The 13,242-nt window shown below is 71.9% G+C and carries 11 protein-coding genes; 5 read left to right on the top strand and 6 right to left on the bottom strand.

Annotated features, from left to right (window positions below):
- The 3 genes from ACWGIU_RS12810 to ACWGIU_RS12820 all read right to left on the bottom strand — a co-directional run.
- The coding region (locus ACWGIU_RS12810; protein ID WP_453705119.1) for an RICIN domain-containing protein at positions 1-735 on the bottom strand (735 nt) is incomplete at its 3' end.
- Positions 732-1,190, bottom strand: coding sequence for a hypothetical protein (locus ACWGIU_RS12815; RefSeq protein WP_453705121.1), 459 nt, complete (start codon positions 1,188-1,190; stop codon positions 732-734). The genes ACWGIU_RS12810 and ACWGIU_RS12815, both read right to left, overlap by 4 nt.
- Before the next feature lie 131 nt (positions 1,191-1,321).
- Entirely contained in the window at positions 1,322-1,846 is a 525-nt protein-coding gene (locus ACWGIU_RS12820) for a VOC family protein (protein ID WP_453705123.1), read from the bottom strand.
- Positions 1,847-2,078: 232 nt separating this feature from the next.
- Here ACWGIU_RS12820 and ACWGIU_RS12825 point away from each other — a divergent pair, with 232 nt between their 5' ends.
- Positions 2,079-2,786: a dioxygenase family protein gene (locus tag ACWGIU_RS12825; protein ID WP_453705125.1), complete on the top strand. Its 708-nt coding sequence runs from the start codon at positions 2,079-2,081 to the stop codon at positions 2,784-2,786.
- Between the two features lie 106 nt (positions 2,787-2,892).
- Here the strand turns inward: ACWGIU_RS12825 and ACWGIU_RS12830 are convergent, their stop codons facing one another.
- From ACWGIU_RS12830 to ACWGIU_RS12840, 3 genes are all read right to left on the bottom strand, one after another.
- Entirely contained in the window at positions 2,893-5,313 is a 2,421-nt protein-coding gene (locus ACWGIU_RS12830) for a SpoIIE family protein phosphatase (RefSeq protein ID WP_453705127.1), read from the bottom strand.
- Positions 5,310-9,338, bottom strand: a complete 4,029-nt coding sequence (locus ACWGIU_RS12835; protein WP_453705128.1) for a HAMP domain-containing protein — start codon at positions 9,336-9,338, stop codon at positions 5,310-5,312. Before ACWGIU_RS12835 ends, ACWGIU_RS12830 begins: the two co-directional genes overlap by 4 nt.
- A 199-nt stretch (positions 9,339-9,537) precedes the next feature.
- Entirely contained in the window at positions 9,538-9,885 is a 348-nt protein-coding gene (locus ACWGIU_RS12840) for an STAS domain-containing protein (protein ID WP_453705130.1), read from the bottom strand.
- A gap of 229 nt (positions 9,886-10,114) precedes the next feature.
- Here ACWGIU_RS12840 and ACWGIU_RS12845 point away from each other — a divergent pair, with 229 nt between their 5' ends.
- The 4 genes from ACWGIU_RS12845 to ACWGIU_RS12860 all read left to right on the top strand — a co-directional run bounded on the left by ACWGIU_RS12845 (position 10,115) and on the right by ACWGIU_RS12860 (position 13,053).
- A complete protein-coding gene (locus ACWGIU_RS12845; RefSeq protein WP_453705132.1) occupies positions 10,115-11,041 on the top strand; it encodes a SigB/SigF/SigG family RNA polymerase sigma factor in 927 nt (308 codons plus the stop codon).
- Between the two features lie 9 nt (positions 11,042-11,050).
- Positions 11,051-11,497 (top strand): STAS domain-containing protein, encoded by a 447-nt coding sequence (locus ACWGIU_RS12850; protein WP_453705134.1) that lies wholly within the window; start codon positions 11,051-11,053, stop codon positions 11,495-11,497.
- Positions 11,494-12,474 (top strand): anti-sigma factor RsbA family regulatory protein, encoded by a 981-nt coding sequence (locus ACWGIU_RS12855; RefSeq protein WP_453705136.1) that lies wholly within the window; start codon positions 11,494-11,496, stop codon positions 12,472-12,474. Before ACWGIU_RS12850 ends, ACWGIU_RS12855 begins: the two co-directional genes overlap by 4 nt.
- Positions 12,475-12,687: 213 nt before the next feature.
- Positions 12,688-13,053 (top strand): ATP-binding protein, encoded by a 366-nt coding sequence (locus tag ACWGIU_RS12860; protein WP_453705138.1) that lies wholly within the window; start codon positions 12,688-12,690, stop codon positions 13,051-13,053.
- Positions 13,054-13,242: the final 189 nt, after the last annotated feature.

Genomic DNA, 13,242 nt, shown 5'->3' on the forward strand with positions numbered 1-13,242 from the left:
GTGCCACCACTGGTCGTCGTACTGCTCGCCGCAGGACGTCTGCGCCGCGGGCCGGGCCGCCTCGCGGCCCTGCACCATCAGGCACTTGGCGTTGACGGCATTGCGCAGTACGAAGTGGTCGGCCCGGTCGCCACTCCCCCACTGCAGCTCCCAGTGCTGCCTGTCGTGGCGGGCGGCGGTGCAGGCGAACTGCCGGGCGGGGGCGGAGTTCTCCGTGCCCACCACGGCCAGGCACCGGCCGCTGTGCGCGTTGCGCAGCGTGCGGGTATCGCCGCCGTCCTGCGGGGCGAGCGTCCAGGTCCGGTCGGCGTCGGCCGTGCAGGTGTCCTGCACCGGGACCAGGCCGTCCTCGGTGCCGGTAGCCCGCAGGCAGAGCCCGCTGTCGCGGTTCACCAGCCGTCCGGTCAGGACCGACGGATCCGCCGTACCCGTACCCGTGCCCGGTGCTGGGGCCGGTGCTGGGGCCGGTGCTGTAGCCGTAGCCGTGGCCCTGCTCCCGCCGGGCGGGGCGACCCTTCCGGTGTCCGGCCCCGTGCCGCCCACCCGGACGGCGATCACGGTGGCCACGCAGACCAGGGCGACCGCGCAGGCCGAGATGATGCCCACGCGGTACTCATGGACATTGACCTGCAGGTTCCCGCTGCCGCGCTGTACTCCGGACGGACCGTGGTACGTATCGCCGGGGCGGCCGCCCCCGCGCCCGCCTTCGCCCATGTCGGATCCCGCTCCGCTCACGGGCGGGAGTCGAACCGGTTCACCTGCACGTTGCCGTCCCCGGACTGCACCGCCGTGGGGCCGAGGAACGTGTTCCGTGTGAATCCCCCGGCGGCCGGGCGCGCCACCGCCGCGGCCTCGTCGAGCAGGGCTCGCAGCTCCGCCGCGGCTGCGGGCCGTTCGGCCGGATCGAGCTGCTCCAGCAGGTCCTCGGTGCGGGTCCGCCAGGCGGCGCCGTGCCTGGCCCGCTCCTCGCTTCCGTTCCCGTCCGGCCCGTTGCCGTCCTGCCCGGCTGCCGTCAGCTCGGCCGCGGTCCGGTCCAGGCGTTCCAGCTGGACAGCCTCCTGCTGCTGGTCCCCGCGGCCGAAGAGCCGGGCCAGGCGGTTCCGCAAGGCCAGCCAGGCATCGGTTCCCGCGGCCTGTACGACACCCGAACCCACCGATGCGGCCAGCGCGACCATCGCCTCGTCCAGCATGAAGCTCCCCCTTCGCCGTCCCCGGGCAACAGCGTCAACGGTAGCCCCGCCCGGCCAGGGGTCAACAGCGCTGCCGATGGCGGTACACGTCGTGAAGCAGCCAGTGGTGGGGGACTTTCCTACGGATGGCCTCAGCCGGTCGGCCGTCGGGGGGTACTGGCCACCCCTGAGGCACGGCCGCTGAGTTCGGCGTCCAGGGTCTGCTGGGCCGTGCTCATGGATGCGGCGTACTTCGGTTCGGACATGCGCCGCCAGGCCTCGTCCGGCGGGACCTCCTCGACCCGGCTCATCACCCACCAGATGTTGCCGAACGGGTCCTTCACCCTGCCCCCGCGGTCCCCCCACGCGCTGTCGGAGGCCTCGGTGACCACACGAGCCCCGTGGGCGACGGCAGCGGCCATGGCGGAGTCCGCGTCGCGCACGTAGATCCGCAGCATGGAGGGCATCGCCGGCCAGTCGGGGCGTCGGTCGAAGGCCAGCACGACGGTGTCACCGACCCGGATCTCCGCGTGCCCGATGCTGCCGTCAGCGACGGCGACCCGGGCGATCTCCTCGCCGTCGAACGCCGCGGTGATGAAGTCGAGCAGTGCGCCCGTGTCGTCGGTGACGACCCATGGCGCGACGCTGGTGTACCCCTCGGGGGCGAAGTGGTCCATCGGCCCCTCCTCTCTCTTTCCGTTTCCTGCGACTCCGTGTGACCTCACCACCGTAGGCGTGGACGAGGTCGGAACGTGTCCTCGTTCCGGTGTCGGTCCTCCACGGCGGTGCGGTCTGCCCGACCGGGTGTGTCGGTGGTGGCCGGGACGTCCCCCGTCCGGCACGGTGGGCGCGATCGGTGGCCGTCGCGCGTCCCGTGCGACGGTCGCACCGCGCGCGGGAGAGGTTCGCATGACCGAGAACGGCAGTTCCCCGACCAGCCGCCGCGCACTCCTGCTGGCCGCCGGATCGGCCGGGGTCGCGGCGCTGACGGCGGCCTGCTCGGGACCGGCCGGGAACCGGGGGGCGGCAGGTCAGCCTTCGGCGTCACCGACCCTCGTTCCGTCGCCCGGTGGCAGCACCCCGGCCTGCGTTCTCGCGGTGGAGGCGGGCGCCGGCCCGTACTACCTCGACCTCGACCGGGTCCGCTCCGACGTCACGGAGGGGCGCAAGGGAGTGCCGTTCCGGCTGGACCTCACCGTCGTACGGGTCTCGGCGGGCTGCCGGCCGGTCACGGACGCCGCGGTCGACATCTGGCACGCCGACGCCGCGGGTGCGTACTCCACCGGCGGGGCCGCGTTCCTGCGCGGTACGCAGGTCACGGACGGCGCCGGCCGTAGTACGTTCCGCACGATCGTGCCCGGCTGGTACGCCGGGCTGGCACCGCACATCCACTTCAAGGTGCGTCCCGACCGCCGCACCGAGACGACCTCGCAGTTCTTCTTCCCCGAGGACCTGCTGATCCAGATGTACGCACGCCCGCCGTACACCGAGCGCCGCGCGCCGGAGCACCCCAACGCCCGCGACAGCCGCTACCGCGCCTCCGGGGCCGCGATGACGCTGGCCCTCGTCCCCGACGGGGACGGCTACCGCGCCACGTACACCGTCGGAATCGCCTGAGCGTCAGAGGAGCGAGCGTCAGAGGAGCGCGAGGGGCCGGCGGGCCGAGCGGGGTGATGCCCCGGTGCTCCATGCCCGTGGGCATGTGAGTCCAAGGGCTGTCCCGTCAGCCGACCTGGATTCCGATGACGCAGGTGTCGTCGTCCGTGTCGGACCGGCTCTCGGCGAGGAGACGGTCCAGCTGCCGGTCCAGGCCTCCGGCCCCGGCGGCGGCCACGTTCATGAGGTGGCCGAGCGAGTCCTGCACAGAGGAGTCCCTCCGCTCCACCAGCCCGTCCGTGTACATCAGCAGGGTGTCGTCCGGTTCGAGCCGCACCTCCCGTTCAGCGTACGTTACTTCGGGGAGCGCACCGAGGAGCAGGCCTTCGATGAGCGGGAAGGCTTCCGCCTCGCCGTCGCGGACGAGTACGGGCGGCAGGTGCCCGGCGCGCGCCCAGCGCATCACCCTGGTGCTCGGGTCGAAGAGCCCGCAGACCGCGGTGGCCGTCACGTGCTTGGCGAGGTGGTGGGTGACCGTGTTGAGCCAGGACAGCAGCTGGGCGGGGCCCGCTCCGGTCACGGCGAGGCCGCGCAGCGCGTTGCGCAGGACGACCATGCCGGTGGCTGCCTCGATGCCGTGTCCGGCGACGTCGCCCACCGAGAGCATGACCAGACCGGAGGGCAGGACGACGGTGTCGTACCAGTCTCCACCGACGAGCGACTCGGTCTCCGCGGGCCGGTAGCGGACGGCGACGCGCAGGCCGGGTGCCTCGATGGCCGGCGGGGTGGGGGGCATGATCGCGTGCTGGAGCTGCAGGGCGAGGCGGTTGCGTTCGGCGGACTCGGCCTCGGTGTGGGCGAGTTGGTCCCGGGTCGCGGCCAGGGCGACCTCCGTCCAGTGCTGTGCGGAGATGTCCTGGTAGGCGCCGCGGACGGCGTGGAGCCGCTGGTCGGCGTCGAGGACGGGCTCGGCGACGACGCGGATGTGGCGGGTGATGCCGTCGGACCTGCGCAGGCGCAGGTTGACGGAGGCCGGACGGCGGTAGCGCAGCACGGCCCGCAGGAAGCGGGCCAGGGCGGCGGAGTCGTCGGGGTGGGCGTAGCCGGGCAGTTCCCGTAGCCGTACGGGCGGGGCGGTGGTCGGCAGTCCGTGCAGCGCGTACAGCTGCGCGTTCCAGGTGATGCCTCCGGTGACGAGGTTCTCCTCGAAGCCGCCGATCCTGCCCAGGCGCTGGGCGTGCTGGAGGAGGTCGGCCAGTCGTGCCGTCTCGTCCTCGACGCGCCAGATCAGCAGGACGGCGGCGCCGTGCCGGCTGACGCTGATGTCCGCGACGGAGGTGAGGGGGATCTGGTCGACGAGCGCGGTCAGGCTCATGCGTTCGGCGCGGAAGGGCTCGCCCGTCGCGTGCACACGCTCGACGATGTCGAAGAGCCCGCTCTCGCCCCCGGCCATCGGGTAGGCCTCCAGCAGCAGCGCGCCGTTCACGTCGCCGCGCGGCCGCCCGGCGGGATCGACGAACCGGCTGCTGGCGTGGCGGATGCGGAAGTCGGTCAGCCGGCCGTCGTGATCGAGTACCGGAGTGAGGACCACGGCGGGATCGTGCAGGCCCTCGGAGAGGTCGATCAGCTCCGCGACGTCCGGAAGCACCGCGTCGAGCGTGCCGGGGTCGGCCGGGGACGCGGCGTCCATGGTGCGGGCGCAGAGTTCGGCGAGGGCCTCGACCTGGCGCTCGATCTGCGGGGGTTGCGGCGCCAGGGGCTGGGGCCAGCAGATTTCGAGGACGCCGTGAATCCGTCCGCCGGTCCCGGCCGGTACGGCCATCCGCCCGCCGTCGGGCCGCTGGAGGTGGCCGATCGAGGGCGGCCCGTCGTGCTGGAGCCGGGCGAGGGTGACCAGTCGGCGCTCGCGCAGTGCGAGGCGGGCGACGGTGGAGACGCCCGGTGGTACGTGGCGCCAGCGCGCGGCTTCGCCGGGCGGGAAGCCGGCGTGGCCCGCGAGGGCCAGCGAGCCGTCGGGGGCCGCGCTCCAGACGGCGACGGCGTCCGCTCCCAGCGGTCCGAGGGCGTTCGTCAGGAGGGACTCGGCCACCACCTGGGTGTCGTCGGCGGCGGCCAGCACCCCGCTCTCGGCGGTACGCAGGCGCACCGAGACCGTGGTGGACCGCTCGGCCGGTTCCGGCGTCCCGGTGCGCCGGGCGAACGCGGCGGCGACCTCGCTGACGTGGTCGCGGGAGGCCTGGTTGACGATGTCGGCGGCGAGTTCGAGCGGGGACAGCCCGGTCTCGCGGGACAGCTCGTCGAGCTGGCGTGCCGCCGCGGCGGGCGTGCAGCTCAGCTGTCCGATCAGAATGCCCTTGGCCAGTTCGACCAGCGCCCTGCCGTCCGCGGCGGCGTGCGCCTCCCGCACCTCGCGGCGGAGCCGTTCCACGGTGGCGACCAGGCGCCCCAGGGTTTTCGGCGCCTGGTGCGGGACGGTGTTCCGCGGCGGCTCCACGGCGAGCGGTCCGGGTGAGCGGGCATCGTCGGGCCGCTGGGTGTCGGGGGTCATCCGATGAGCCAGTGCCGGACGCGGGCGATGAGGTCGTCGGCGTCGACCGGCTTGGTCACGTAGTCGCTGGCTCCGGCGGCGAGACTCTTCTCGCGGTCGCCGGGCATCGCCTTGGCGGTGACCGCGATGATGGGCAGCCCCGCGTAGGCCGGCATCCGCCGGATCTCGGCGGTCGCCGCGTAGCCGTCCAGCTCGGGCATCATCACGTCCATGAGGATCAGGTCGACGCCCTCGTTGCGGATCAGGGTGTCGATTCCCTTGCGGCCGTCCTCCGCGTGGAGGACGCGAACACCGTGCAGTTCCAGCACACCGCTGAGGGCGTACAGGTTGCGCGCGTCGTCATCGATGACGAGGACGGTGCGTCCGGCCAGGTCGTCGTCGAGGGGATGGGTGTTCTGCCGGTCCTGCGTCTCCGTATGGACGAGGGGCAGTACGTCCCCCGGCCGCTCGGCGGACAGGTGCAGCACGATGCGTTCCCGCAGCTCGTCCAGACTCGACAGCAGTTCCAGCCGGCGCGACGCGGCCCGGTCCCGCAGCATCCGTTCCTGCCCGCTCTTCAGGCGGGGGTTGTTGTGCGCGAGGACCGGGAGGGAGGAGAGCGCCGGGTCTCCGTCGAGCGCGTCGAGGAAACGCAGGGCCTCACCGCCGGGCATGTCGAGTTCGAGGACGACACAGTGGAAGGAGTGCGAGGCCAGGGCGGCGGCGGCTTCCCGCGAGCTTGTGGCGTTGACCACCTGGACGCCCTCGTGGTGGTCGCCGGGCGGCCGGTGGTCGGGGGTGAGGTCCCGGTCGGCGCTCTCGGCGACGAGGGAGAGCAGACCGTTGGGGCGCTCCTCGATCACCAGCAGCCGGCGGGCCCGCCGCTGCGGCGGTACGGAAGCGACCGTGCCGGCGGCGCCGGCCGGTACGGGGTGTCCGGCGGCGGCGGTGGGCCGGGCCGCCGCGGAGGCCTCGGAGAGGGGCTCCTCCTCGTAGTCCGCCCGGCTGACCGGCAGGTAGAGCGTGAAGGTGCTGCCCTGCCCCGGTGTGCTCTCCGCGGTCACGGCCCCGCCGAGGAGGTGGGCGATCTCGCGGCTGATGGAGAGCCCGAGCCCGGTGCCGCCGTACTTGCGGCTGGTGGTGCCGTCGGCCTGCTGGAAGGCACCGAAGACGGATTCCAGCTGCTGCTCCGGGATGCCGATGCCGGTGTCCCGTACCCGGAAGGCGAGCATGGGCGCGCGACCGGGGAGCCCGGTGGGGACCTCGGGCGCCGCGGCGGGTTCGATCCGCAGTTCGACACCGCCGCGCTCGGTGAACTTGACCGCATTGGAGAGCAGGTTGCGCAGGATCTGGCGCAGCCGGGCGTCGTCGGTGAGCAGGTCGGCCGGGGCGTCGGGGGCGGTGGTGACGGTGAAGTCGAGGCTCTTCTGCGTGGTCAGGGGGCGGAAGGTGGCGTCGACGTACTCCAGCAGCTGGGGCAGGTCCACCCTCTCGGGGTTGACGTCCATCTTCCCCGCCTCGACCTTCGAGAGGTCGAGGATGTCGTTGATCAGCTGCAGCAGGTCGGAGCCCGCCGAGTGGATGATGCCCGCGTACTCCACCTGCTTCGGGGAGAGGTTGCGGGTCGGGTTCTGGGCGAGGAGTTGGGCGAGGATGAGCAGGCTGTTGAGGGGTGTCCGCAGCTCGTGGCTCATGTTGGCCAGGAACTCGGACTTGTAGGTGGAGGCGCGCGACAACTGCCGTGCCCGGTCCTCCAGTTCCTGCCGGGCCTGTTCGATCTCCAGGTTCTTGGCCTCGATGTCGCGGTTCTGGCTGGCGAGGAGGGCCGCCTTCTCCTCCAGCTCCGCGTTGGAGTGCTGCAGTTCCACCTGCTGGACCTGGAGTTCCTCCGAACGTGCCTGGAGCTCGCCGGTCAGCCGCTGGGACTCCTCCAGGAGTTCGTCGGTGCGGGCGTTGGCGACGATGGTGTTGAGGTTGACGCCGATGGTCTCCATCAACTGGCCGAGGAAGTCCCGGTGTACGGGGGTGAAGGCGGAGAAGGAGGCGAGCTCGATCACGCCGAGGACCTGGTCCTCCACGACGATCGGCAGGATGATCAGGCTGCCCGGGGTGGTGTGGCCGAGCCCCGAGGAGATGACGTAGCCGCTGGGGACCTGGTCGGTAACGATGATCCGGTGGCTGCGCGCGGCCTGGCCGACGAGGGACTCCCCAAGGGCGAAACCGGTGCCCTCGCCGGTGCCGGAGGGGCGGCCGTAGGAGCCGACCAGGACGAGCCGGGGGCCGCCGGGGCCGTCCTCGGCGAGGTAGAAGGCCCCGTACTGGGCGGCGACGAGCGGTGTCAGTTCGTCCATGACGAGTTCCGCGACGGCGGCCAGGTCGCGGTGGCCCTGCATCAGGCCGGAGATGCGGGCCAGGTTGGACTTGAGCCAGTCCTGCTCCTCGTTGGCCCGGGTGCTCTCCCGCAGCGAACCGACCATGGAGTTGATGTTGTCCTTGAGTTCGGCGACCTCGCCCGAGGCGTCGACGGTGATCGAGCGCGTCAGGTCGCCCTCGGCGACGGCGCTGGCGACCTCGGCGATGGCCCGGACCTGGCGGGTGAGGTTGCCGGCCAGCTCGTTAACGTTCTCGGTGAGCCGCTTCCACGTGCCGGAGACGCCCTCGACCTCGGCCTGGCCGCCGAGCCGGCCCTCGCTGCCGACCTCGCGGGCCACGCGGGTGACCTCCGCGGCGAAGGAGGAGAGCTGGTCGACCATCGTGTTGATGGTGGTCTTCAGCTCCAGGATCTCTCCACGGGCGTCCACGTCGATCTTCTTGGACAGGTCGCCGTTGGCGACGGCCGTCGTGACCAGGGCGATGTTGCGGACCTGGCCGGTGAGGTTGTTCGCCATGGAGTTGACGTTGTCGGTGAGGTCCTTCCAGGTGCCCGCGACGTGGGGAACCTGCGCCTGGCCGCCGAGCCGGCCCTCGGTGCCGACCTCCCGGGCCACCCGTGTCACCTCGTCGGCGAACGCGGACAGCGTGTCGACCATCGTGTTGATGACGCCGGCCAGCGCGGCGACCTCGCCCTTCGCCTCCACCACGATCTTCTGTGAGAGGTCGCCGCGGGCGACGGCGGTGGCCACCTGGGCGATGGAACGCACCTGGCCGGTCAGGTTGGACGCCATGACGTTGACGTTGTCGGTGAGGTCCTTCCACGTGCCGGACACCCCGCGAACCGTGGCCTGGCCACCCAGGTTGCCCTCGGTGCCGACCTCGCGGGCCACCCGCGTCACCTCGTCGGCGAAGGCGGAGAGCTGGTCGACCATCGTGTTGATGGTCTCTTTCAGCTCCAGGATCTCCCCCCGCGCGTCCACCCTGATCTTCTGCGTCAGGTCGCCCTGGGCCACCGCGGTGGTGACCTCCGCGATCGAGCGCACCTGGGCGGTCAGGTTGTCGGCCATGACGTTGACCGACTCGGTCAGGTCCTTCCAGGTGCCAGACACGCCCTTGACGTCCGCCTGACCGCCGAGTCGGCCCTCGGTGCCGACCTCGCGGGCCACCCGCGTCACCTCGTCGGCGAACGCGGAGAGCTGGTCGACCATCGTGTTGATGGTCTCCTTCAGCTCCAGGATCTCCCCGCGCGCGGTGACGTTGATCTTCTGCGAGAGGTCGCCCTTGGCCACGGCCGTGGCGACCTGAGCGATGGAGCGCACCTGGGCCGTGAGGTTTCCGGCCATGAAATTGACCGAATCCGTGAGGTCCAGCCAGGCGCCCCCGACTCCGGGTACGTCCGCCTGGCCGCCGAGCGTTCCCTCGGTGCCCACCTCGCGGGCCACCCGCGTCACCTCGGACGTGAACAGCGACAGTTGGTCGGCCATCCCGTTGAACACGGTGGCGATCTCGCCGAGCAGCCCGTCCGCGGTATCGGGCAGCCTGGTGCGGAAGTCCCCGTCCCGTACGGCCGTCAGGCCGGCCAGCAGCTGGCGCAGTTCCGATTCGCCGATCCTGTCCTCGCCAGGGAGCACCGGTGACCTGCCCGGCGCCTCCCTACCCGTCCGCTCAGACATCCGCCAACCTCACTCTAGAAAACGACCGTGCCGGCGCACGGGACAGGACGTGACACGGGTGCGCGCCGGCTCCCTTGGCGCACGACCGGTGATGAAGGTTATCGCCGACGGAAGCACACGCGAGCACCCGGTCACCTGGTCGCGGTGACCGAGCACGGCGGACGAGGACCGGGTACTGGGGGCGGGCGGGACGCGCCGGTCATGACCCGTCGACGGCGTCCTCGACGCTCGGGTGGAGGGAGAGGACCGTATCGGCGCCCGTCAGGGCGAAGAGACGGCGGAGTTGCTCGCCTGGGGCGGCGATGCGCAGCGTGGTGAGGTGGTGCACCCGCAACAGCAGGTTCAGGAAGGAGGAGTCGCCGAAGGTGATGGCGCCGGCGTCCAGGACCACCAGCCGGTGCTCGTCCGCGGCAGAGGCGAGCGCCTCCTCGAGCGGTGCCAGCGTGTCCTGGTCCAACTCCCCGTGCGCCGTTACCACCCACCCGGCCCCGGCCAGGTAACTGTTCCCGACGACGCCTTCGTGGTGCGCGTCCCCTGCTCCGGTCATGTCCGCCTCCCCGATCGTCACCATCGTCACCTGTACGGCTTCGCAAGGGAGTATGCCTGCTCCGCGGCGGGTCGAGGGCGTCAAGGTCCGCGGCACACGCGGCCGGAGGCGGGCGCCACCTCATCGGCGGCGGCCGCGGAGAAAAGTTTCCGCTCAGGGCGTGTAAGGGATCGAAGTCCGGGCACAAGCGCCCGAGCAGCCGTCAGTCAATCGGGAGGGAACGGCCACCATGTCTCGCTCGGCCACCGTCGCAGGCCCCATTCGTGCAACAGACGCGCCCATCACGCCCGCTGTGCCCGGCAGCGTGCGAGCCCCGCAGCAGGACGTAGAGCTGCCCGAGGTGAAGAACGCCCGGGAGATGGCGCCTTCAGACGCGCGCGAGCTCTCGAAGCTCTTCTTCCTGAGGCTCGCCACCCTGGAGGAGGGCACGCGCGAGTACCAGTACGCCCGCAACACCCTGATCGAGATGAACCTCTCGCTCGTCCAGTTCGCCGCGCGGCGCTTCCGCGCCCGCGTGCTGGGCGGGGGTCTGGACATGGACGACATCATCCAGGTCGGGACCATCGGTCTCATCAAGGCCATCGACCGCTACGAGCCCGAGCGCGAGGTCGAGTTCTCCACTCTCGCCCTCCCGTACATCACGGGTGAGATCAAGCGCTACTTCCGTGACACCACCTGGGCGGTGCACGTACCGCGCCGTCTGCAGGAACTGCGTACGGAACTCGCCAAGGCGCAGGAGGCCCTGACGGACGTCCTGGGCCGGTCGCCGACGGTCAAGGAGGTCGCCCAGCACCTCGAACTGACCGACGAACAGGTCATCGAAGGGCTGGTCGCCGCGAACGGCTACACGAGCGGCTCCCTGGACACCTGCGCCGAGGGCGACGAGCCGTCGACGACGACGAGCCGGACGACCCGTCCGCTGGCGGACCGGCTCGGCGAGGTCGACCCCGCGATGGAACTCTTCGAGGACTTCCACACGCTCGCACCCCTGCTGGAGCAGTTGGACGACCGCGACCGGCTGATCCTGCGGATGCGCTTCGGCGAGGACAGGACGCAGGCGGAGATCGGCGCGGAACTGGGCATCTCGCAGATGCAGGTCTCACGCCTGCTGTCCAGGACCCTGGCCCGGCTGCGCGCCGGAATGCTCTCGGCGTAGGCCGCGGGCATGCCCTCACCCCACCGGCACGACGGACCTGTGCCACCCGTCCCGCCCGTCCCGCCCGTCGGCGCGCAGCCGCTCTACGACGACACGATGTGGGCGGACGCGGTCGTACGGTGCGCGAGCGTCCGGACGGGTACGGCCGCGTTGCTGACCGCCCAGCCGTTGCGCGACCGTCCCGGTGCTCTCCTGAGGGGCAGCTGCGACCTCGACACCCGGCCCATCCTGTGGGCGGCGCTCGGCGTCGTCATCCGGATCCCCGGCCCGGTCGTCCACCTCGACCTCTCCGCCGTGGGCTTCCTCGACACGGCCGCCGTCGCCGCCCTGGTGCGGGCCAACGCCACCGTTGCCGGCCAAGGGCGTCGCCTGCTGCTCCACCACCCGCCGTACTCGCTCCGCAAGCTCGTGGAGATGTTCCCGGACGAATGTGCCGCGCTGGAGGTCGCAGCATGATCAATCTTCCTGCGTCCGGCGCGTCGGAGGGCTTCGTCCACCCCGCCCTCTTCTACCGGGGACAGGCGGGTTACCTGGCAGGGGTGGGAGGGTTCGTACGTGCCGCCCTCGCGGCCGACGAGCCGGTGCTCGTGGCCGTGCCCGGCCCGCGGCTGGAGGGCCTGCGCGAGGACCTCGGCGCCGGCACGACCGGGGTCACCTGGACGGACATGACGCACCTGGGCCGCAATCCCGGCCGCATCCTGGCCGCCCTGCAGGACTTCGCCGACCGCCACGCGGGCCGGCCGGCCCGGATCGTGGGCGAGCCGATCTGGCCCGGCCGCTCACGGGCCGAGGTGCTGGAGGCCACGCGTCACGAGGCGCTCATCAACACCGCCTTCGCGGGGCGGCAGGCCACCATCCTGTGCCCGTACGACGTCCTCGGGCTGCCGGCCGCGGTGGTGTCCGATGCCCGGCGTACGCACCCCACGCTGCTGGAGGACGGCCAGGCCCTGCTCAGCCCGGACTACGCGGACGCCTCGTCGGTCTGCGCGGACTGCGACGACCCCCTGCCCGAGCCCGACGGCGGTGCCCCCTGGCTCACCTACACCCACGGTGAACTGGGCGAGGTACGCGCGTACGCCGAGGCCTGGGCCCGCGGCACGGACCTGAGCGCGGCGCGGCGCGGCGACCTCGTCCTCGCGGTCAGCGAGGCTGCCGCCAACTCACTGGCCCACGGGGGCGGAAAAGGCGCGCTCCGGCTGTGGAGCACGGCCGGAGCCGGTGCGAGTACGGGTGCAGGCGCGGGTGCCGGTGTCGTGGCCGAGATCCGCGACGGCGGTCACCTGGCCGACCCGTTGGCGGGGCGCCGGCGGCCCTCGCTGGCTTCGGTCGACGGCGGGCGCGGCCTGTGGATGATCCACCAGCTGTGCGATCTGGTGGAGATCCGCGCCTCGGACAGCGGCCTCACGCTGAGGCTGCACATGGCTACCTCCTGAGCGACCGGTGTCCGTTTAGACTGTCAGTCGCACGTTCGGATGTCCTCAGCCCCACGGGGCCTGTTCGTTCCCGCGAACAGAGACCAATGTCGATGGTGGGGGTGAGAGACCACAGTGGAAACGATCGGGCCGGAAGCCGGCGATCGAAGGCCTGCCGGACTTTCCGTCGCGGGGCAGCGCCGTAGGCTCGCCCTGGCCGGCGTACGGGGACCCGTGGCCAAGGGGCGCGACTTCGCACGCCAGGCCCTGCTCGACTGGGGCTGGAGCGGGACCGAGACGTCCGAGGACGCCCTGCTGCTCGTGTCGGAGCTGCTGACCAACGCGGCATTGCACGGGGGCGGTTGCATCGAGCTCGCGCTCTCGGCCGGTGAGGTCCTGCGGGTCGAGGTCTTCGACGGCTCGACGACACCGCCCCGCCGGCACCCGTCCCCGCAGCGTGGTCTCCCGGGCGGCCACGGCCTCTACATTGTGGAGCGCGTCTCCGATCGCTGGGGCACGCACACGCACGAGAAGGGCAAGTCCGTCTGGGCCGAGATCGATGCATCGCGGCTGACCTCGGGCAGATCCACGGGCCTGTGACCCGGCCGGGCCGCCTCGCGCCCCAGCCGCAGCTCTCGCTGTCGTACGAGAGCTTCATGCCGCGCGGCGGGGGCAGGCGCGGGGTATGACATCCCACGCGCTCGACTCCCTGGCCCTGACCCCGGCCCCCGGCCCGGCCTGGCTCCATCTGGCCGTCATCGCGTTCGCTCTCCTCGTCCTGCTCCACAG

This window comes from Streptomyces sp. NPDC054840, from assembly GCF_053611065.1.

Bases quoted from the DNA above. Each gene is read 5' to 3' on its own strand.
- ACWGIU_RS12815 (WP_453705121.1), bottom strand. From the start codon at position 1,190: ATGCTGGACGAGGCGATGGTCGCGCTGGCCGCATCGGTGGGTTCGGGT.
- ACWGIU_RS12820 (WP_453705123.1), bottom strand. From the start codon at position 1,846: ATGGACCACTTCGCCCCCGAGGGGTACACCAGCGTCGCGCCATGGGTC.
- ACWGIU_RS12825 (WP_453705125.1), top strand. From the start codon at position 2,079: ATGACCGAGAACGGCAGTTCCCCGACCAGCCGCCGCGCACTCCTGCTG.
- ACWGIU_RS12830 (WP_453705127.1), bottom strand. From the start codon at position 5,313: ATGACCCCCGACACCCAGCGGCCCGACGATGCCCGCTCACCCGGACCG.
- ACWGIU_RS12835 (WP_453705128.1), bottom strand. From the start codon at position 9,338: ATGTCTGAGCGGACGGGTAGGGAGGCGCCGGGCAGGTCACCGGTGCTC.
- ACWGIU_RS12840 (WP_453705130.1), bottom strand. From the start codon at position 9,885: ATGACCGGAGCAGGGGACGCGCACCACGAAGGCGTCGTCGGGAACAGT.
- ACWGIU_RS12845 (WP_453705132.1), top strand. From the start codon at position 10,115: ATGTCTCGCTCGGCCACCGTCGCAGGCCCCATTCGTGCAACAGACGCG.
- ACWGIU_RS12850 (WP_453705134.1), top strand. From the start codon at position 11,051: ATGCCCTCACCCCACCGGCACGACGGACCTGTGCCACCCGTCCCGCCC.
- ACWGIU_RS12855 (WP_453705136.1), top strand. From the start codon at position 11,494: ATGATCAATCTTCCTGCGTCCGGCGCGTCGGAGGGCTTCGTCCACCCC.